Source organism: Legionella londiniensis (assembly GCF_001467825.1).
In the GTDB taxonomy this organism is placed as follows: domain Bacteria; phylum Pseudomonadota; class Gammaproteobacteria; order Legionellales; family Legionellaceae; genus Legionella_A; species Legionella_A londiniensis.
In genome coordinates, this window is sequence record NZ_LNYK01000033.1 from 66,276 (window position 1) to 86,654 (window position 20,379).

A 20,379-nucleotide genomic window follows, 5' to 3' on the forward strand; every position below is an offset into this window, starting at 1 on the left:
ACGCATGATGTTTTAATTTATCAAGTTATTCACCAAGAAATTTATGTAAAACAAATGCATATCATTGTTATCCTTTTTAAGCAGCAAATGCATTCATGCACGCAGATACCAAAGCGCTGGGAAATATGCCGAAATAAAGCAGGGATAAACAATTGATGGAAAATATCAATTGGGTAATACCCGTTACCTGTACAGGTTCTGGATTCTCAGCTTCATCAAAATACATGACTTTGACGATACGAAGATAATAGAAAGCGCCAACCACTGCAAATGCCAACCCAATAACAGCCACCCATGTCATATTCACATCGACAAGCGCCTTTAAAACCAATAACTTGGTAAAAAACCCTACTGTCGGCGGAACGCCTGCCAGGGAAAAAAGTACTATCATCATCATGAATGCAAGCCATGGATTTCGCTTGTTTAAACCTTTTAGATCATCAATCATTTCGATTTCCATACCAGAACGGGACATCAATACAATGAGTCCCAAAGCTGCGACCGACATGATGGCATAAAGCAATACATAATATAGCGCTGCCGCGTACCCATCTGCAGAGGCCGCCAAAATACCAAAAAGCGCATACCCCATATGAGCGATGGCAGAATAGGCAAAAAGCCGCTTAATATTTTTTTGAGTAATTGCCAGCAAGTTCCCAAGGCCCGTGGAGAGCAGAGCCATAAACAAAAACAACTGCTGCCACTGCCCGGCAATGTCTACCAACCCAAGTGTAAATAAGCGAAAAGCCATGCCCATGGCAGCAATCTTGGGGGCAGCGCTGATGAATAGAGTCACTGAACTTGGCGCGCCTTGATACACATCCGGAGCCCACATATGGAAGGGAGCAGCGGCAAGCTTGAACCCAACACCGGCAACGATAAACACCAGCGCAAATGAAAGCAATCCGCTCTTTTGCGGCCAGCTTGCCGCTATTGCATTAGCAACCTCCATGAGGTCAAGCTGTCCAGTTGCGCCATAGAGAAGGGAGATGCCGTATAAGAGCAGTCCTGAAGCAATAGCTCCCATGATAAAATATTTCACGGCTGCCTCGCTTGAATCACTGTCTGTGCGGCGGATTGCCGCCATGGCATACAAAGGCAACGACAATAATTCCAATCCAAGGTATATCGTCAACAAGGAGTGGGCGGAAACAAGCGCCATCATCCCAAGCGTTGAGAACAAGCCGAGAATGTAATAATCGCCTGAAGGGATCTGTCTTTCATTAATATAATGCCTGGAATAAATAAAACTGAGCAAGACGCTGAAGTAAATAAAGAGTTTCATCAGCTGCGCGCTGTCATCGCTGACAAAAAGTGCATGGAAGATGACCGTCTTAAATTGGCCAAGCAAAAGAAAGCTGATAACACCCGCCAGCGCCAAACCTGCGCAGGCAAAGTAAAATGCAATGCCTGGCATGCGTCGATTTAAAAACAAATCACTGATTAACGCAACGCATGCAGTGGTAAGCACTATCATTTCCGGCAATGCCACATGTATATTGTCCAGTAATTCAGTCATCTTAATTCAGCCTTACTTTGGAAAATTGTTTAATTAAATATTGATTACTGCAGCTTGGATTTATCTGCCTGAGCCAGCGTATAGCTGACCGTGTGATGAACATAATCAAGCATTGGTTTAGGGTAAACTCCAAACCCAACGACCATTACGGCCAATAATATATACGCGCTCAATTCAAACCGTGATATATCTTTCAGCTCCGCAACCCGCTTGTTATTCACTGGCCCAAATATCACCCGCTTATACATCCACAAAGTATAGGCAGCGCCGACAATAAGGGTTGTGGCAGCCCAGAAGGCGATCCAGAATCCTGCCTTAATACTGCCAAGAATTACCATAAATTCGCCTACAAAGCCCGATGTGCCCGGCAGCCCGGCATTGGCCATGGCGAACAGCATAAAAAATGAGGCAAATATCGGCATTGTGTTAACTATTCCGCCAAAATCCTTAATTTGCCTTGTATGCATGCGATCATATATATAACCTACGCCGGCAAACATTGCGCCGGAAACAAAGGCATGGGATACCATCACTACAACCGCGCCTTCCAGCACTAAACCAGCTTGCCGAAGTCCTGTCTTTTCAGCGATCAAAAAAACTGCAAAACAACCCAAAGTGACAAAGCCCATATGCGATATAGACGAATAGGCAATCAAACGTTTCATGTCCTGCTGGATAATAGCGACCAGTCCGATATATACCACGGCAATCAGGGAAAGAATCACCATGAGAGGGGCATATTGCGCACAGGCATCAGGAACGATGGGCAAGGCAAAGCGGATAAATCCGTAAGCGCCTAATTTTAGCAAGATGGCAGCAAGCACGATGGAGCCGCCCGCGGGCGCTTCTGTATGTGCATCAGGTAACCAGGTGTGGACTGGAAACATGGGAATCTTGATAGCAAAACCCAGGAAAAAGGCAATAAATATTAAAGTTTGCGCAGTCATGCCAAGTTTAACCGCATAAAGTGTTTCAATTTTAAAAGTTCCGGCCAGATAGCCCAGGTAAAGAAAAGAGGCGAGCATCAAAACTGAACCGAGAAACGTATATAGAAAGAATTTGATGGCTGCATATACTCTGTTGCTTGAACCCCAGATACCGATAATAAGGTACATGGGAATAAGCGTTGCCTCCCAGAAGATATAAAAAACAATAGCATCAAGAGAAGCAAAGACACCAGCCAAAAGTCCCTGCATGATTAAAAAGGCAGCCATATACTGGCCAACTTTCCTTTTGACACTGTCCCAGGTGGCAAGAATGACGATTAAATTTGTGAAAACTGTCAGCACGATAAGCAGCAGGGATAAACCATCAATGCCCAGGCTATAGCGAATTCCCAAGCTTGGCATCCATTCAATTTCATCGACATACTGCATGCTAAACGTATTTGTATCAAAACCAATGACCAGCGGAATGCAGATGATTAAAGTCAATAATACAGTGAATAAAGACAGAAATCGCGATACATTTGGATTCTTGTCATCGCCCGTGAGGAATACAAATACACCGCCGATTATCGGCAACCAAATCAGTAAATTGAGCAAATGATGCATACCCTCACCTTATATATTTCTCTAGCAATTTTCAGAAACAGCTTGAAGTAAAATTTAACCAAGGAGCAACCAGCAAAGAAAACCCAGCAGGCTTAATACCATCACGGTAATGTAATGGTACAAATAACCACTTTGCATCGCGCGCGTTTTGGATGACATCCAGCTAACCATGCGCGCAGACCCATTAACAAACAATCCATCAATTAGTTTTTGATCTCCGACAGAGTACAGAATACGGCCTATCCCTTTTGCTCCGCGGACAAAAACAAGATCATTAAATGCGTCAAATCCATATTTATTCACTAAAATCAAGTAGATATAGCGAAACATCTTGCTTAATAACCCAGGAATTGCAGGCAAGACAATATAGCATAACCAGGCAATGAAAATACCGCCTGCTGTCAACCAGAATACCGGAGAATATACGGCGTGCAGGGCAGACTGAAGCGGAGACGCCACTTCATGAGCCAATTCGGCCAAAACATTATATTGAGGCAACACAAAAAGAGAAGGGGCCAAAAGCGTAGGCTTGTCAAATAACATAGGCATATACAATACATAACCCAATATGACTGATGGAATTGCCAATAAGACAAGCGGCACCCATACCACCCATGGTGACTCGTGGACATGGGCGAACGTTTTCTCATCCATGCGCGGCTCCCCATGAAATGTCATAAAAAACGCTCGAAATGTATATAACGCTGTAACCATAGCACCTACCGCCACACAAAAATAAGCATAACCGCTTCCAGGAATCTCAGATAGCTGTGCTGCTTCGATAATCGTGTCTTTCGAGTAGAATCCTGCAAATGGAGGAATCGCGCAAAGCGCCAGGCTGCCGATCAGAAAAGTCACGTAGGTAATAGGCATTTTTCGCCATAAGCCGCCCATTTTGCGCATATCCTGCTCGTGATGCATACCAATAATGACTGAACCCGCGGCAAGGAACAGCAATGCTTTGAAGCAAGCATGAGTCAGCAGGTGAAAAATACCGGCGCTGAATGCGGATGCGCCCATCGCTACCATCATATACCCCAGCTGAGATAAAGTAGAGTACGCAACAACCCGTTTGATATCGTTCATAACAAGCGCCAGAATACCGGTGAATAACGCGCCTGTCGCCCCAATGACCAAAACAAAGCTTAAAGCTGTGGTTGAGTACTCTATCATGGGTGAAATGCGTGCTACCATAAATACCCCGGCCGTAACCATGGTTGCAGCATGAATCAAAGCCGAAATAGGAGTAGGGCCTTCCATTGACTCTGGCAGCCAGACATGTAAGGGAATTTGTGCGGACTTGCCCATCGCTCCAATAAATAAAAGAAAGCAGATAACGGTAATCACTGACCAGGAAGCCCCTTGAAATATCTCAGTCGTCTGCTGGGCGAGCGACTCAGCCTGATTAAATACCGTTGTATAATCAAGGCTGCCGACGTAAGCCAGTACCAGCGCAATACCCAGGATAAAGCCAAAATCCCCAACGCGGTTCACCAGAAAAGCTTTTAAGCTGCCCTGTATTGCTGATTCCTTCTGATACCAGAAACCAATTAATAAATAAGAAACAAGCCCAACACCTTCCCAACCAAAGAATAATTGCAAAAAATTATTGGCCGTGACCAGCATGAGCATCATAAATGTAAAGAGAGAAATGTAGCTGAAAAACCGCTGATAGCCATCATCGTCTGCCATATAACCAATGCTATAAATATGAACCAGCAGGGATACAAAAGTGACGATAACCATCATAACAACAGAAAGAGGGTCAATCATAAAGCCGATATGAAAGGCGTATGGAAAAATATCTCCCCCGTTTGCCCAGGTGTATAAATTCATGTTGATTGGTTGCGCCGCCGCGCTGAGAATCATTACGGCTACATATATAGAAAACAAAAAAGACATGGTGACGCCCGCAATAGTGATGCCATGGGCGCCAGCGCGGCCAATCTGATGGCGAAAAAAACCAGATATAATGCTGCCGGCTAGTGGAGCGAGTACGATAATCAAACAACACTGTAATATGCTCACGTCGTTACCCTTTTAAATGATTCAGTTTATTGACATCAATATTGCCGCGGTTGCGATAGAGCAACACCACAATCGCCAAGCCAATCGCGGCTTCAGCTGCAGCAACAGTTAAAATAAAGAAAACAAATATTTCGCCAGCGGTGGCATTGTAATAATGAGAAAAAGCAACAAAGTTTGTATTCACGGCCAGCAACATTAATTCCACGCAAACCAGCAAGAGAATGATATTTCGGCGATTGATGATAATGCCTACCAAACTCAAGCCAAAAACAATCGCGCTCAGCGTCAGATAATTTATAACCGGTATCATGCAATATTCCTTAAACCCTGTTCTCAGGTTTCATCTTAATTATCTCAACTCGATCCTGGCGGCGAGTCATAATTTGCTTGGTAACATCTTGCTGCTTGGATCGTATTGGATTTCGATGAACCAATGTAATGGCAGCAATAATGGCGACCAGGAGAATAGCTGCTGCCATTTCAAAAGCCAATACATAATCGGTATATAAAACCAGCCCCAGAGCTTCCGTATTGGAAGGCGCCGCGGGCTGCGGCACGCCCGCCGGCACAAGGCTCTCCTCGGCGATATGCACTGCCGCCGCCGAGATTTCAACGCCGGTTTTAAACGCATCTTCCGGTATGGCAATCAATAGCAGGCTGACCAGCAAGGCCACTATGATTAAGCCAAAAGGCAAATAGCGCAGAAACTGCGTTTTCATTGATTCAATATCAATATTGAGCATCATGATAACAAATAAAAACAGCGTCATAACCGCGCCCACATAAACCAGAACCAAAATCAGGGCCAAAAATTCAGCCTTTACGAGAATCCATAAAATTGCGCTTGCAACAAATGCCAGAACCAAAAATAAGACACAACGGACCGGGTTGTTTTGGGTAATGACCATAAAGGCTGACAGTATTGTCAGGCCTGCAAAAAAATAAAAAACGATTTGCAGTAATAATTCATGCATATTTTAACCCCGTCAACGGTATTTTTTGTCAGCTTCTCGATCGAGAGCCAGCTTGTCTTCCATTAAGTCCCCGACCGCCAAAAGCTTTTCCTTGGTCATGATATTCTGCCCACGCTCACTGATGTGGTAATGATGAATAGGCGTCACGACGATAGAGTCAACCGGACATGATTCTTCACACAGCCCGCAATTGATACATTTAAACATGTCAATATCGTAACGGGTTGTGCGGCGGGAACCATCCTCTCGCGGTTCTGACTCAATGGTGATGGCAAGAGCCGGACAAACCGCTTCGCAAAGCTTGCAAGCGATACAGCGCTCTTCGCCGTTCGGATAACGGCGCAATGCCAACAGTCCGCGAAATCGTGGCGACAGCGGCGTTTGCTCTTCAGGAAACTGGACGGTAACTTTTTTCTTAAAAAAGTGCTTTAGCGTCAGGCTTAACCCATAAAGCAAATCAATCAGTGTGAAACTACGCAAATAATGTTTGAGATAGCGATTAAATTTTTTCATTAGGCGGCTCTTTTTGCTTCGTCAAAACCAGGGTTTCAAATGGGCTGTAACCATCAGGGAAGTTACAACCACCCAAACAATGGTTACCGGGATCAATACTTTCCATCCCAGACGCATAAGCTGATCATAACGGTATCGTGGAAATGTAGCCCGAATCCACAAATAGGCAAACAGAAAAAAGCTGATTTTTGCCAGTAGCCAGATAATGCCTGGAACAAAGAAAAATATGTCTTCAAGCAGCGGAATACCTTCAAACGGCGATAGCCACCCGCCCATAAACAACAAGGAAAGAATTGCGGAGATAAGAATCATGCTGGCATATTCTGAAAGGAAGAATAAGGCAAACCCAACAGCAGAATATTCCACATGGAAACCAGCAACGATTTCTGACTCACCCTCCGCCAGGTCAAAAGGCGCACGGTTTGTTTCAGCAATTCCCGCAATCCAAAATACCAGAAATAGAGGAAGCAAAGGGACAAACCACCAATGCCAGATGCCTCCCTGCTGAGAATGAACAATTTCAGTGAGGTTCATTGAACCTGCGGCGAGCAAGACCCCAACAAATGCGAATCCCATGGCAATTTCATAGGAAACAGTTTGGGCAGCGCTACGCAAGGCGCCAAGCATGGCATACTTGGAGTTAGATGCCCATCCCGCAATTAATACCCCATAGACACCAAGCGAGCTCATGGCAAATAAATATAAAATGCCCGCATTAATATTTGCAAGGACAACACCTTCCTGAAATGGAATAACGGCCCAGCCCGCCAGCGCTGGCGCCAAGGAAAATAATGGCGCGATAATAAAGAGATATTTATTAGAGCGGGTCGGAACAACAATTTCCTTATGTATCAGCTTAATCAAATCGGCAAAAGGTTGCAGAAGCCCCCGAAATCCCACACGATTTGGACCAATCCTCGCTTGAATGTAGCCAATTACTTTGCGTTCAGCATAAGTCAGATAAGCAACCCCCAATAAAAGAGGGATAACGATAACCAGAATTTTTATTATTATCCACAGCAAAATGCCTATATCTTGTAGCATAATCTTACCTGTTTAGCGCTTAATTGTTATTACAGCAAATGCATGTCCCAAATCGACCGTCTCCGGCATTGCATTAGCTACCCAAACCACATCGGGAGCTATACGCTCATCACGCTTAAGCGGCAATGTTATCTCAATATCACCTTGAGATACAGTAGCCGTTTCATCAAGCTTCAACCTGGATGCCGTATCAGGATGTATGCGGATGCAGGCAGCCTCGGCTGCGGCGCACTCTTGCAGTGCTGTTGCGTGGCGGACAATGGCGTCGCTGCGGTACAAAGGCCACTCTCCCACGCGCACGATCTGATGCTCATTTTCCGGTAAAGATTCAGCGAAATAAGGCGTGTATGTGATTTCCTGCATTAAATCAGCATGGGATTTAATTTCATTGTAAATTTCCTCAGTTGACACATAATCAAATCCTGGACAATGTAAAATATTTCCGAGAACACGAAGTATTTTCCATGCAGGGCGAGCTTCGCCGTGCGGAGGCATGGCGCCTTTGACAGTTTGCCATGTCCTGTCAACATTAATGTAAGTGCCCGAAGTTTCTGCATAGGGGGCAATAGGCAGGATGACGTCTGCATAATCCTTAAGAGACTCATTTTGATATGCTGAAAGGACTACCACAAACTCAGCAGCAAGCATGGACTGCCTGGCGCCGTAAGGATTGGCAAAATCAAACCCGGGATCAACGCCAAGCAATAGGTATCCTTTCAGCTTCGCCTTAAGGGCTTCTTGAACGTCAAGACCCTTATGCTCAACTTCTTTTCCGGCAACCGAGCGATGCGGAACCATGCCTGCAAGCCAGGCGCCTGCTGAGTTGGCTCCGGCAGTCAGCCTTAAGACCCGGGCGCCGCTTAATTGTTCTATCAAGGATATGAAGGTCCGCATCAGGGACGCATGCGGATGGTTTTCACAAATCGCGCCCGTCACGACAGCAGCATTGGGTTGGCGCAGCAGATCAGCCATTCGCCGGCAAGTTGCGTCCGGCTTCAGACCGAGGAGCAATTTTTGTGCCTCGGTTGGCAGTTGTTTAGGATCATCGACTAAAGCAGATAACAGCTTTGCCAGCTGGATCGGCAATTCTTGCGGCCCTGCTATGATTTTTTCAGCAATGCCAAAATGATAATCATAATCGACTGGATTAACGGCAAGTATTTTAGCGCCATTTCGGTAAGCCTTGTGAATACGCACACCAGCCAGAGGCGCTTCGCGAACCACATTGCTTCCTATCAATAAAATGGTATTTTGTTGATCCAACTCTCTATAAGGCAAAGAACTCCGCGGCATGATTGGCAATCCTGCCTGATCGACAAAATCAACCTGCTGCAAGCGGTGATCAAGATTATGCACCCCAAGTTCACGCATTAATTTTTGCAGCAAATAGAACTCTTCAAGGGTAGATGAGGGAGAAGCAAATGCGGCAAACTCTTCAGGTCCATGTTGTTTGATGACTCGGCTCATGCCGTCGGCGGCAAATTGCAATGCCGTTTGCCAATCTGCTTCCACCCACTGGCCATCCCTTTTTATCATAGGGAGGGAGGCACGGTTTTTGCTCTTTAGTCCAAGATAGCTAAACCGATCCCGGTCGGACAACCAGGTTTCATTGATGGCTTCATTTTCTTTGGGCACCACCCGCATTAATTCGCCTCGACGCACATGCAAGTGAATATTTGAGCCCAAACAGTCATGGGGCGCTACGCCATCATGCTGCGCCAGCTCCCAGGCTCTTGCGGTAAAGCGAAATGGCTTGGAAGTCAGCGCGCCAACAGGACACAAATCAATGATATTTCCAGACACTTCTGAAGTCATGCTGTGCTTCACATAAGTGCCAATTTGCATGTTTTCACCGCGCTCGGTCGCCCCCAATTCGCGGACGCCAGCAATTTCGTCGCCAAACCGCACACATCGGGTACAGTGAATGCAGCGCGTCATATCCGTGGCAATTAACGGCCCAAGATCATCATCTGCTACTGAGCGCTTTGTTTCTTTATATTCAGATGAATCATGGCCGAACCCCATGGAAATATCCTGTAATTCGCATTCACCGCCTTGATCACAAATCGGACAATCGAGAGGGTGGTTAATGAGCAAAAATTCCATAACGGCTTGCTGGGAACGAATGGCTTCTTCAGATTTGGTAAAAACCTTCATCCCATTGGTGATTGGCGTAGCGCAGGCCGGGACAGGCTTTCTCCCATTTTCAATTTCCACCAGGCACATGCGGCAATTTGCTGCCACTGACAGCTTTTTGTGATAGCAGAAACGAGGTATGTAAATACCTGCATCGTCCGCAACTTCGATGATCATTTTCCCGCTTTCAGCTTCTAATGTTTTCCCGTCAATCTCAATGGTCGCCATTCTTAAACCTTCTCAACTATTCATGACTGAGCATAGCTATGCAACGATGGATTTCTTGTGCCTTATAAAATACTCAAATTCATGATAAAAATGCTTGATAAAACTCTGTACCGGCCAGGCAGCAGCTTCGCCTAAGGCACAAATGGTACGGCCCTCGATGTTATTGGCTACATTCACCAATTTTTCAATATCGCCTTCCTCGCCGTGACCTTCTTTGATTCGATGTAAAAGACGAACCATCCAGCCAGTACCTTCACGACAGGGAGTGCATTGCCCGCAGGATTCATCCATGTAAAATTCCGAAATGCGATACAGCGCATCCACCATGCACGTTGTTTCATCCATAATAATGACGGCGCCAGAACCAAGGCCAGAACCCGCTTTTTGAATACTGTCATAGTCCATGTCAAGCTGCATCATCACATCGCCGGGCAACACAGGCATTGATGTACCGCCAGGAATAACAGCCTTCAACTTGCGTCCTTGACGCACGCCGCCTGCCAGTTCGAGCAGGGTCTTAAATGGTGTACCCAAAGGAATTTCAAAATTGGCCGGCTTATTGACATGGCCACTGACACTGAAACATTTCATCCCGCCATTGTTGGGTTTTCCAAGCTTTAAAAACCATTCTCCGCCTTTTTCCAGAATTACCGGCACTGAGGCGAATGTTTCCGTATTGTTAATCGTGGTCGGTTTTCCATATAAACCGTAATTGGCAGGGAATGGCGGTTTAAAGCGGGGCATGCCCCGCTTGCCTTCCAGCGAGTTCAATAGGGCCGTTTCTTCGCCGCAGATATATGCGCCGGCGCCCAAATGATTATGTAAATCAAAGTCAAAGCCAGATCCAAGAATATTTTTGCCAAGCAAGCCTTCTTTATAGGCTTCCTTGATTGCGGCTTCCATGCGCTCAAAAGGCTCCCAAAATTCGCCGCGAATATAATTATACCCGACAGTTGCCCCCATGACATATCCGGCGATAGCCATGCCTTCAATCAGCTGATGGGGGTTGTTGCGCAAAATTTCTCGGTCTTTACAGGTTCCAGGCTCCCCCTCATCAGAATTGCAGACGACATATTTTTGTACTGGCGCCTCCCGGTTCATAAAGCTCCATTTTAGACCAGTGGGAAATCCGGCACCGCCGCGTCCGCGCAACGCTGAAGTTTTCAGCTCGTCAATGATCTGCTTTGGGGATGTTTGCTCCTTTAAAATTCGCTTCAGCGCCGTGTAGCCGCCAACGCTTAGATAGGCGTCTAAAGTCCATGGTTTAGGCAAGTGAAAGGTTCTATAGCAGACTTGATTCATTTCAACCATGACAATCACCCTCATACCCCGGCGCTATAATGTTCTGAGTCGATTCATTGACCAATAGCAAGACAATACTATCAATACAACCCGTACTTACTTTCATAGATACTGCTCCAGAACCTCATCAACTTTCTCAGGCGTCAGATTTTCATGGTAAGTTTTATTAACCTGCATCATAGGAGCATTGACGCAAGCGCCAAGGCATTCTACTGAACGCAGGGTAAAACGGCCGTCAGCAGTGGTTTCGCCAAGCTTTATCCCAAGTGTTGCCTGTAAATGCTTGACAATCTTGTCCGAATCACATAACTGGCAGGAAATATTGGTGCAGACATTGATCAAATGCCGACCAATGGGCTTGTGTTCGTACATGGTGTAAAAAGTAGAAACTTCATATACGGCGATAGGAGGCATTTCAAGATATTCCGCCACCGCATCCATTAATTCCTGCGTTAAATAACCATGCTGCTCCTGAACAATACGCAAAGCACTCATCACTGCAGATTGTTTTTGTTCAGGAGGATATTTGGCCACCCAATCATCAATTTCCTGCATACGCTCAGATGTCATGAACTGGCGCAATAATTTTTCTGAATTATCAGACATATCTTAACCTATATATTTTCTTGCCTTTTGGCAGTCAATGAATATGCTGTATGCAAACCTTGGCAAATTAATCCCGTTCCTGTTAACGGTCAATTTCGCCAAAAACGATATCCTGGCTTGCAAGGATAGCGACGCCGTCTGCAAGCATATGGCCTCTGACCATTTCATCATAGCTGGATAAATGAGCAAAACCCGGCGCACGAATTTTTAACCGATAGGGTTTGTTTGCACCATCTGAAATTAAATAAATTCCAAATTCCCCCTTGGGCGCTTCGACTGCGCTGTATACTTCGCCGCGCGGCAGGCAAAACCCTTCCGTAAATAATTTAAAATGATGAATCAAGGCCTCCATATCATGCTTCATGGTGCGTCTGGCAGGCGGCGTAATTTTATGGTCATCCAGTTTAACAGGCCCCGGATTATCGCGCAGCCATTCAATGCACTGCCTGATAATGCGGTTAGACTGACGCATTTCTTCAACCCTTACAAGATAACGATCATAACAATCTCCTGTTTTGCCGACCGGGATGTCAAAGTCCACTTTATCATATGCCGCATAAGGTTGTTTTTTACGCAAATCCCAGGCAACGCCAGAACCTCGAAGCATTGGGCCGGTAAAGCCCCATTGCAGCGCGGCTTCAGGAGAGACAACGCCTATGTCAACAGTGCGCTGTTTCCAAATACGGTTGTCTGTAAGCAAAGTTTCATATTCATCGACGCAGCGTGGAAAGCGCTCGGTGAATGCCCAGAGAAAATCGAGCAAGCTGCCTTGACGATCTTGATTCATTTTCTCTACTTCACGCTCACTGTGCCATTTTGACGGCTTGTATTGCGGCATGCTATCGGGCAAGTCCCTGGCAACTCCGCCAGGGCGATAGTAAGTGGCATGCATGCGTGCGCCGGAAACTGCTTCATAACAGTCAAATAAGTCTTCACGCTCGCGAAAACAGTATAAAAATACGGTCATCGCGCCAATATCAAGCGCCACAGCACCCAGCCATAACAAATGATTCAATATGCGCGTGACTTCATCAAACATGGTGCGGATATATTGTGCGCGAATGGGAGCTTCAATCCCCAAGAGCTTCTCTATGGCTCGCACATAGGCATGTTCATTACACATCATGGACACATAATCCAACCGGTCCATATAGCCAATACTTTGAATATAGGGCTTGGTTTCAGCAAGTTTTTCTGTGGCGCGATGCAAAAGACCTATATGGGGATCAGCACGGACAATGGTTTCCCCTTCCATTTCCAAAACCAGGCGAAGGACGCCGTGCGCTGCAGGGTGCTGGGGACCAAAATTGATGGTATAGTTCTGCAACTCAATCATGGCTGCCCCCTTTTAAATCAAGATACCGATTATCCATACGAATAACTTTAGGAACCAAAGTTCTTGAGACAATATCTACCGGTTCGTAAATCACCTTTTGGAGTTTTGCATCATAACGCATTTCTACATGCCCGCTTAACGGAAAATCTTTACGGAATGGATGGCCTGTAAATCCATAATCAGTCAAAATCCGGCGCAAATCCGGGTGACCGTCGAACAAGACCCCATATAAATCATAAGCTTCACGCTCAAACCAGTTTGCAGCCTTCCAGATATCGTGCACAGAAGGCAGCACCAACTGATTTTCGTGAAGAAACACCTTGACCCTTAACCGCTGGTTTTTGGAAATTGACAGCAAATGGTAGACTACTGCAAAACGTGGTTTGTTTAACGCATAAGCCCTTGCTTCCTGAACCTCGACGCCTCGAGAAAAGCCGCTTTCAGTTGCTGACTCTGTTTCCCAGTCATATTCGCCGTAGCGCAAATAATCAACAGCGCAAAGATCAATCAGCTGCTCAAATTGAAATGCCTCATGATGTCGCAACTGTTGCAGGAGATGTTTTACTGAAGCAGCTTCACATTCTGCAGTAACTTCTGCACAGTCAACATCAACGGATGTTAAAGCAGACCCCAGTTTCGATTGCAAATTTTCTGCTAATTGCTCGACTTTTGTCATGTATTCGTACCTTGCTGCTCACAGAGTGTTATGGCTGATTTACCTATTGGAGCGGATTTAGCCCTCGATTATTGCTCTGCGTTTAATTTTGTTTTGTAACTGAATAATGCCATATAACAATGCCTCGGCGGTTGGCGGGCAACCCGGCACATAGACGTCCACAGGAACGATGCGATCACAGCCGCGGACAACTGAATAAGAATAATGATAATACCCGCCGCCGTTCGCACAGGATCCCATGGAGATAACCCACCTGGGCTCCGGCATTTGATCGTAAACCTTGCGCAATGCAGGCGCCATTTTGTTGCACAACGTACCCGCCACAATCATCACATCGGACTGGCGCGGACTGGGGCGAAACAAAACCCCAAATCGATCAAGATCATAACGGGCAGCGCCGGCATGCATCATTTCAACGGCGCAGCAGGCCAAGCCAAAAGTCATGGGCCACATCGAACCGCTCCTGGCCCAGTTAACCAATTTCTCAACCGTCGTGGTGGTATAACCGTTTTTTTGAATTTCAGGCTTAGATATTACTCCCATTCCAGAGCCCCCCGCTTCCACTCATAGATAAAGCCAATAACCAAGAGACCAAGAAAGATCATCATTGCGGAAAATCCGAACCAGCCTATTTTCCGCAACGCCATAGCCCAGGGAAAGAAAAAAGCAGTTTCCAGGTCAAAAATAATGAATAAAATCGCAACCAGATAATAGCGGACGTCAAACGGGATGCGTGAGCTTTCAAAAGCCTCAAACCCACACTCATAAGGAGAGTTTTTTTCAGCATCCGGTTGATGCGGTGACAACAGGGAACCTGCACCCATCAGCACAAGGCCGAGAGCCAGGCCAATGACTAAAAATACAAGAACAGGCAAATATTCAGATAGCATCATGTCGCTTGCTCGCAATATGGTACCGAAGGCCGGACTCGAACCGGCACGGCTTTCGCCACCGCCCCCTCAAGACGGCGTGTCTACCAATTCCACCACTTCGGCAATTCAGTTATTGTTTCGGGTCGTCAACCGGCACGGGAATTTTACTTTCCGGGGCTGTCGATTGCTGCGGAATGACTTGCTGTTCGACTGCGCGATATTGTACAGCAACCATATAAGACAACAATAGGCTGGTGATAAAAAAAGCCAGAGCCAACCCACCTGTCAATTTAAATAGGAATCCTCCAGAGCCTTGGCTGCCAAAAACCGTGTTTGATGCACCGGAACCGAAAGCAGCGCCGATGTCAGCCCCTTTTCCATGCTGAATAAGCACCAACCCGATAATGGCAATGGCTATAAATACATGAATCATTAATACTAATTGATACATTTTACTATTTCCACAAACTGAAGCGCATTCAAGGATGCGCCTCCTACCAAGCCCCCATCGATATCGGGCATGGCAAATAACGACCGGGCATTGTGTTCATTGACGCTGCCGCCATAAACAATTGGAAGATTCCTTGCGCCTTCCGGATCAAATTCCGCTATTTGCGCGCGTATGAATGCATGAATTTCCTGAGCTTGATCCGGAGCAGCCGTTTGCCCTGTTCCAATTGCCCAAACGGGCTCATATGCGACAACGCAGTTTTTAAAACAATTCTGGCCTGCCTCAGTTACAGCCAGCAACTGACGGCGGATTACCTCTTCGGTTAAGCCCTTTTCACGTTCAGCAAGCGTCTCGCCCACGCAAAGAACCGGTATCATATCATGATATTTCACATGGTGGAATTTTTCTGCAATAAATTTTTCATCTTCATGAAACAGATGCCGGCGCTCGGAATGGCCAACCAGCACATAGCGACACTGATAATCAGGCAGCATTGCAGCTGACAATTCGCCGGTGTACGCACCAAAATCCTTAGGGTAAATATTTTGCGCCCCCCAATGTATGGGCGTTTCGGACAAAACATCGCAAAGCAAAGGGATATAGATAGCCGGCGGAAAGAGGACGCATTGAGCCTTAGAATTTGCAGGATAAGCATTTAAAATATCGCAAAGCAATTGCGCAATCTGTTTTCGATTGCCATTCATTTTCCAGTTGCCCATAACAAACTTGTTTTTCATAGTATGCTCTTCTCGACCCGATTTTTTTTGGCTAATAATGCTCTTTAAACGAAGGGTTTTCTCCAACTTGCCGTTTTTCAGCAGCGATAATTGCCTCACTAAGTTCATTTGCCAGAGTTTGTACATACTCCGCGTTATAACCCTCTACCATAACCCTGAGGACAGGCTCTGTGCCAGACGGCCTAAGCAATACGCGGCCATCATCTTTTAGTTTTGCCTTGATTGCTTCAAAGGCTTTTTTTACCTCGGAATGCGCTATCAGCTTTGCGGCCAAACCGGTTTGAATGTTGACCTGGGCCTGCGGCATTAACGTCATGCCGCTGCATAATTCCTGCAGGGTCTTTTGCTGTTTTATCATGATAGACAGCACCTGCAGCGCCGCTACAATGCCATCTCCTGTTGTTGTTTTATCAAGGCAGACGATATGCCCCGACGACTCGCCGCCAATTCTCCAGTCTTTTTCTTTCAGCATTTCAAGCACATATCGATCCCCCACTTGAGCACGCTGAAAGGGGACCCCCATGGATGTTATCGCCTTTTCCAAGCCATAATTGCTCATTAATGTGCCAACCACACCGCCATGCAATAAATTTCTCTCAAAGCGATCTTTTGCAATGATATAGAGCAATTGATCGCCGTTGACCAGATTTCCCTGTTTATCCACCATAACCACGCGATCGCCATCGCCATCCAGTGCAATGCCGACATCAGCGCCGCTTTGCAATACAAGCTTGATTAATTGTTCAGGCGCAGTTGAACCGCAATGATCATTAATATTAAAGCCATCAGGCTTATTCCCCATGGCGATAACTTCTGCCCCAAGCTCAGCAAAGACATTGGGCGCAATGTGATAGGTCGCCCCATTAGCGCAGTCAATCGCGATTTTTAGCCCGGAAAGGCGGGTTAACGAAGGAATAGTCGACTTACAAAACTCAATATATCGTCCCGGCGCGTCATCAATACGCTTGGCGTTTCCAAGCTTTGCCGATGGGACGGTTTGCAAAGGCTTTTCTATTTCTGCTTCTATTTGCAACTCGATGCTGTCCGGTAATTTGGTTCCGTCAGATGAAAAGAACTTGATGCCGTTATCTTCAAACAGGTTATGCGATGCGCTAATTACAATGCCTGCATTAGCGCGAAGCGTCTGGGTCAAATAGGCAATAGCGGGGGTCGGCATAGGACCGAGAAGGCGAACATCCACCCCGGCAGCGGAAAGCCCGGCCTCAAGCGCAGACTCCAGCATATAGCCGGAAATCCTGGTATCTTTCCCTATAATGACTTTGTGCCGTCCTTCAGCAGCCAATACACGGCCAACGGCCCATCCCAGCTTTAAGATAAATTCGGGATTAATATTTGATAATCCTACGCGGCCGCGAATTCCATCAGTGCCAAAATATTTTCGTTGTGTCATTCTGTATCAAACCCATTGATGATTGATTAGATTGGGGAAATCCCGCCTATCTCATGCAGATAATATAGCGTCTATCATCTGCAACCCTTGTTTCATTTCTGAGACATCATGCGTTCTAAGCAACGATACACCCTCAAACGCAGCAAATAAAGACGCGGATAAGCTGCCTACCATGCGTTCCTCAACTTTTTTTTGCAATACCTCACCTATGGTGCTTTTCCTTGAAACACCCAATAACAAAGGTCTTTGATGCATTGTAAATTCAGCTACGCGCTGCAAAATCTGTAAATTATGCCGAACAGTTTTGCCAAATCCAAATCCCGGGTCAAGAATAATCTGCTCCGGCGCTATGCCTGATTCAATACAGAGTTGGATGCGCGATATAAAAAACTGATGGATTTCATCCGTCACCGATGACGCATAAAAAGGCTTGTCTTGCATGGTTTGAGGCGTTCCCTGCATATGCATCAGGCAAACCGGCACCTTAAGTTCAGCAACAAGCTTTCGGGCTGCCACGCTCTCAAGGGCTGTAATGTCGTTCACCAGTGCTGCTCCTGCGCTTACAGCTTCGCGCATCACACCCGCTTTATAAGTATCAATAGAAATACAAATATCCGAATTCTCGCGGATAAGTTCGATAACAGGAATGACGCGGTCAAGTTCTTCATTAAGACCTACCGCTTCTGCCCCAGGCCTTGACGATTCGCCGCCAATGTCGATGATGTCGGCACCTTCCTCAACCATTGACAGCGCACGTCTTAGCGCAGATTCAGGATGCGTAAAACGCCCCCCGTCAGAAAAAGAATCGGGGGTTATGTTAAGAATGCCCATTATCAGCGGTTTCTGCCACACATGTTGCGATGGAGATAAGGGCTTAAATGAGGTGCACCATTGTAAGAACTGCTTTTGATTCACTGAATTTTCACCCAAATTAAAATAATGCGCCGCTTCCCTTCGGCGAAAGCGCCATCATGGTTTGAGAAAAGAAAAAGTTAAATTGCACGCCAGGTTTGGCACACTAAAGGAAATGGGCATCCTCAATGGATGCGGCCGCCGGCAGAATCATCCACTGGCTTTCCATCAATCTGCCCTGAAGTTTTTTTAGCTTCGGTCTCTTTTTTTTCCTTGTCCAATTTCTTTAGGGTTTCCCAATCATCAGGAGGAGAAGGCTCTTTTCCGGACATAATTTCATTAATCTGCTTAACATCAAGTGTTTCGTACTTGATTAATCCCTCGGCCATAAGGTGCAGCTTATTCATGTTGTCCGTCAGTATTTGATAAGCACGCTGATAGTTGCGGTCTATGATATTGCGCACTTCCTCATCAATTTGCTGAGCGGTTTTATCGGAAATCTCCTTGTGCTGATTGACAGACCGGCCCAAGAATACTTCATTTTCTTCCTGACCAAAAGTCAGCGGGCCAAGACTCGACAATCCCCAGTTCATCACCATTTTGCGCGCAATTTCCGTAGCTCTGGTAATATCATTAGAAGCGCCCGTCGTAACACTGTCAGCACCAAATATTAATTCTTCGGCAACCCGGCCGCCAAACAGGCTCGCCAGCTGGCTTTCCAGGCGGCGTTTACTGTGGCTGTATCTGTCCATTTCGGGCAAGAACATCGTCACACCGAGAGCGCGCCCCCGAGGAATGATGGTGACCTTGTAAACGGGATCATGTTCAGGCACTAAAAGGCCGACGATAGCATGGCCTGCCTCGTGATAAGCAGTTAGTTTTTTCTCGTTCTCATCCATAACCATCGAGCGCCGTTCGGCTCCCATCATGATTTTATCTTTTGCCTTATCGAGCTCCAGCATGCCTACTTTCCGTTTGTTTTCCCGGGCAGCAAACAGGGCTGCCTCATTCACAAGATTGGCCAAATCGGCACCTGAAAACCCCGGCGTACCGCGGGCAATGGATAAAATTTCAACATCGCTCTCAACTGGAACTTTGCTTAAATGCACTTTAAGAATTTGTTCACGGCCACGGATATCAGGAAGCGGCACCACCACTTGGCGATCAAAACGCCCCGGCCGCAATAAAGCAGGATCCAAAACATCAGGGCGGTTGGTTGCCGCAATGACAATGACCCCTTCATTGCCTTCAAAGCCATCCATTTCCACCAAGAGCTGGTTCAGGGTTTGTTCACGCTCATCATGACCTCCGCCAAGGCCTGCTCCGCGATGGCGGCCCACAGCATCAATTTCATCAATAAAAATAATGCACGGAGCTTGTTTTTTGGCTTGCTCAAACATGTCGCGCACCCTGGATGCGCCTACGCCAACAAACATTTCCACAAAATCCGAACCGGATATCGTAAAAAAGGGCACTTTGGCTTCGCCCGCCACAGCCCTGGCCAATAGCGTTTTACCTGTTCCAGGCGAGCCTACAAGCAACACACCGCGCGGGATACGTCCGCCAAGCTTTTGAAACTTGGTTGGATCACGAAGAAAATCAACCAGTTCCTTGACTTCTTCTTTTGCTTCATCCACTCCCGCGACATCAGCAAAAGTGACTTTGACCTGGTCTTCACCCAATAGCCTCGCTCTTGACCGGCCAAAAGACATAGCGCCCCGGCCTCCGCCGCCTTGCATCTGACGCATAAAGAAAATCCACACGCCAATAAGCAGCAGCATGGGAAACCAGTTTATAAACAGATGGAGCAGGAAGCTTTCCTGTTGTTTTTCCTGGCCGCTGACATCAACATTGTTTTTTAACAGTTCCCCTAGAAGGGCATTGTCCTGCACAGGCATATAAGTCACAAAGCGTCGATTGTTTTTCGTTACCCCTTTGATGACTTTGTTATCTTCAATGGTGACGGAATTAATCATGCCCTGATCAATTTCCTTGAGAAACTGACTATAGGTGATTTTCTCAGTGGCTGCGTGGCGCGGACCAAAATTACTGAAAACTGAAACCAGCACGATTGCAATAATCAGCCACAAAAACAAATTTTTTACCATATCGTTCAAAGCATTAACCTCTTTTTGGACGTA

At 46.4% G+C, this 20,379-nt stretch carries 19 protein-coding genes and 1 tRNA gene; all 20 read right to left on the bottom strand.

The genetic code is table 11. The annotated features are described in order from the left end of the window. Positions 1–76: 76 nt before the first annotated feature. Positions 77–1,519, bottom strand: a complete 1,443-nt coding sequence (nuoN, locus tag Llon_RS09700) for an NADH-quinone oxidoreductase subunit NuoN (protein WP_058529864.1) — start codon at positions 1,517–1,519, stop codon at positions 77–79. A 44-nt stretch (positions 1,520–1,563) separates the two neighbouring features. Then, positions 1,564–3,072 carry a complex I subunit 4 family protein gene (locus Llon_RS09705; protein ID WP_058529865.1) on the bottom strand — a complete coding sequence of 503 codons (1,509 nt, stop codon included), beginning with the start codon at positions 3,070–3,072 and terminating at the stop codon, positions 1,564–1,566. A gap of 54 nt (positions 3,073–3,126) precedes the next feature. After that, entirely contained in the window at positions 3,127–5,100 is a 1,974-nt protein-coding gene (gene nuoL, locus Llon_RS09710; protein ID WP_058529866.1) for an NADH-quinone oxidoreductase subunit L, read from the bottom strand. Between the two features lie 4 nt (positions 5,101–5,104). Then, positions 5,105–5,410 (bottom strand): NADH-quinone oxidoreductase subunit NuoK, encoded by a 306-nt coding sequence (nuoK, locus tag Llon_RS09715; protein ID WP_058529867.1) that lies wholly within the window; start codon positions 5,408–5,410, stop codon positions 5,105–5,107. 10 nt (positions 5,411–5,420) lie between these two features. After that, positions 5,421–6,074, bottom strand: a complete 654-nt coding sequence (locus Llon_RS09720) for an NADH-quinone oxidoreductase subunit J (RefSeq protein ID WP_058529868.1) — start codon at positions 6,072–6,074, stop codon at positions 5,421–5,423. Positions 6,075–6,086: 12 nt separating this feature from the next. Next, positions 6,087–6,587: an NADH-quinone oxidoreductase subunit NuoI gene (gene nuoI / locus Llon_RS09725; RefSeq protein WP_058529869.1), complete on the bottom strand. Its 501-nt coding sequence runs from the start codon at positions 6,585–6,587 to the stop codon at positions 6,087–6,089. Between the two features lie 21 nt (positions 6,588–6,608). After that, positions 6,609–7,631 (bottom strand): NADH-quinone oxidoreductase subunit NuoH, encoded by a 1,023-nt coding sequence (gene nuoH, locus Llon_RS09730; RefSeq protein ID WP_058529870.1) that lies wholly within the window; start codon positions 7,629–7,631, stop codon positions 6,609–6,611. A gap of 12 nt (positions 7,632–7,643) precedes the next feature. Next, entirely contained in the window at positions 7,644–9,995 is a 2,352-nt protein-coding gene (gene nuoG / locus Llon_RS09735) for an NADH-quinone oxidoreductase subunit NuoG (protein WP_058529871.1), read from the bottom strand. 36 nt (positions 9,996–10,031) lie between these two features. After that, positions 10,032–11,306, bottom strand: a complete 1,275-nt coding sequence (nuoF, locus tag Llon_RS09740) for an NADH-quinone oxidoreductase subunit NuoF (protein WP_058530073.1) — start codon at positions 11,304–11,306, stop codon at positions 10,032–10,034. Between the two features lie 93 nt (positions 11,307–11,399). Further along, positions 11,400–11,903: an NADH-quinone oxidoreductase subunit NuoE gene (nuoE, locus tag Llon_RS09745; RefSeq protein WP_058529872.1), complete on the bottom strand. Its 504-nt coding sequence runs from the start codon at positions 11,901–11,903 to the stop codon at positions 11,400–11,402. Positions 11,904–11,985: 82 nt separating this feature from the next. After that, a complete protein-coding gene (locus Llon_RS09750; protein WP_058529873.1) occupies positions 11,986–13,239 on the bottom strand; it encodes an NADH-quinone oxidoreductase subunit D in 1,254 nt (417 codons plus the stop codon). Beyond that, on the bottom strand, positions 13,232–13,915 hold the full coding sequence (locus Llon_RS09755) for an NADH-quinone oxidoreductase subunit C (RefSeq protein ID WP_058529874.1): 684 nt from the start codon (positions 13,913–13,915) through the stop codon (positions 13,232–13,234). The genes Llon_RS09750 and Llon_RS09755 overlap by 8 nt, the downstream gene beginning before the upstream one ends. 57 nt (positions 13,916–13,972) lie before the next feature. Beyond that, complete coding sequence (locus tag Llon_RS09760) at positions 13,973–14,458, bottom strand: NuoB/complex I 20 kDa subunit family protein (RefSeq protein WP_115336818.1); 486 nt, start codon at positions 14,456–14,458, stop codon at positions 13,973–13,975. Further along, complete coding sequence (locus Llon_RS09765; protein WP_058530075.1) at positions 14,449–14,805, bottom strand: NADH-quinone oxidoreductase subunit A; 357 nt, start codon at positions 14,803–14,805, stop codon at positions 14,449–14,451. The genes Llon_RS09760 and Llon_RS09765 overlap by 10 nt, the downstream gene beginning before the upstream one ends. A gap of 20 nt (positions 14,806–14,825) precedes the next feature. Beyond that, positions 14,826–14,910 (bottom strand) — tRNA-Leu (locus Llon_RS09770). 7 nt (positions 14,911–14,917) lie between these two features. Continuing rightward, complete coding sequence (secG, locus tag Llon_RS09775) at positions 14,918–15,238, bottom strand: preprotein translocase subunit SecG (protein WP_058529875.1); 321 nt, start codon at positions 15,236–15,238, stop codon at positions 14,918–14,920. Next, a complete protein-coding gene (gene tpiA / locus Llon_RS09780) occupies positions 15,226–15,975 on the bottom strand; it encodes a triose-phosphate isomerase (RefSeq protein WP_058529876.1) in 750 nt (249 codons plus the stop codon). The genes secG and tpiA overlap by 13 nt, the downstream gene beginning before the upstream one ends. 31 nt (positions 15,976–16,006) lie before the next feature. Continuing rightward, positions 16,007–17,386, bottom strand: coding sequence for a phosphoglucosamine mutase (gene glmM / locus Llon_RS09785; RefSeq protein ID WP_058529877.1), 1,380 nt, complete (start codon positions 17,384–17,386; stop codon positions 16,007–16,009). A gap of 51 nt (positions 17,387–17,437) precedes the next feature. After that, positions 17,438–18,301: a dihydropteroate synthase gene (folP, locus tag Llon_RS09790; RefSeq protein ID WP_337589094.1), complete on the bottom strand. Its 864-nt coding sequence runs from the start codon at positions 18,299–18,301 to the stop codon at positions 17,438–17,440. A 122-nt stretch (positions 18,302–18,423) separates the two neighbouring features. Further along, a complete protein-coding gene (ftsH, locus tag Llon_RS09795) occupies positions 18,424–20,346 on the bottom strand; it encodes an ATP-dependent zinc metalloprotease FtsH (protein ID WP_058529879.1) in 1,923 nt (640 codons plus the stop codon). Between the last annotated feature and the right edge of the window lie 33 nt (positions 20,347–20,379).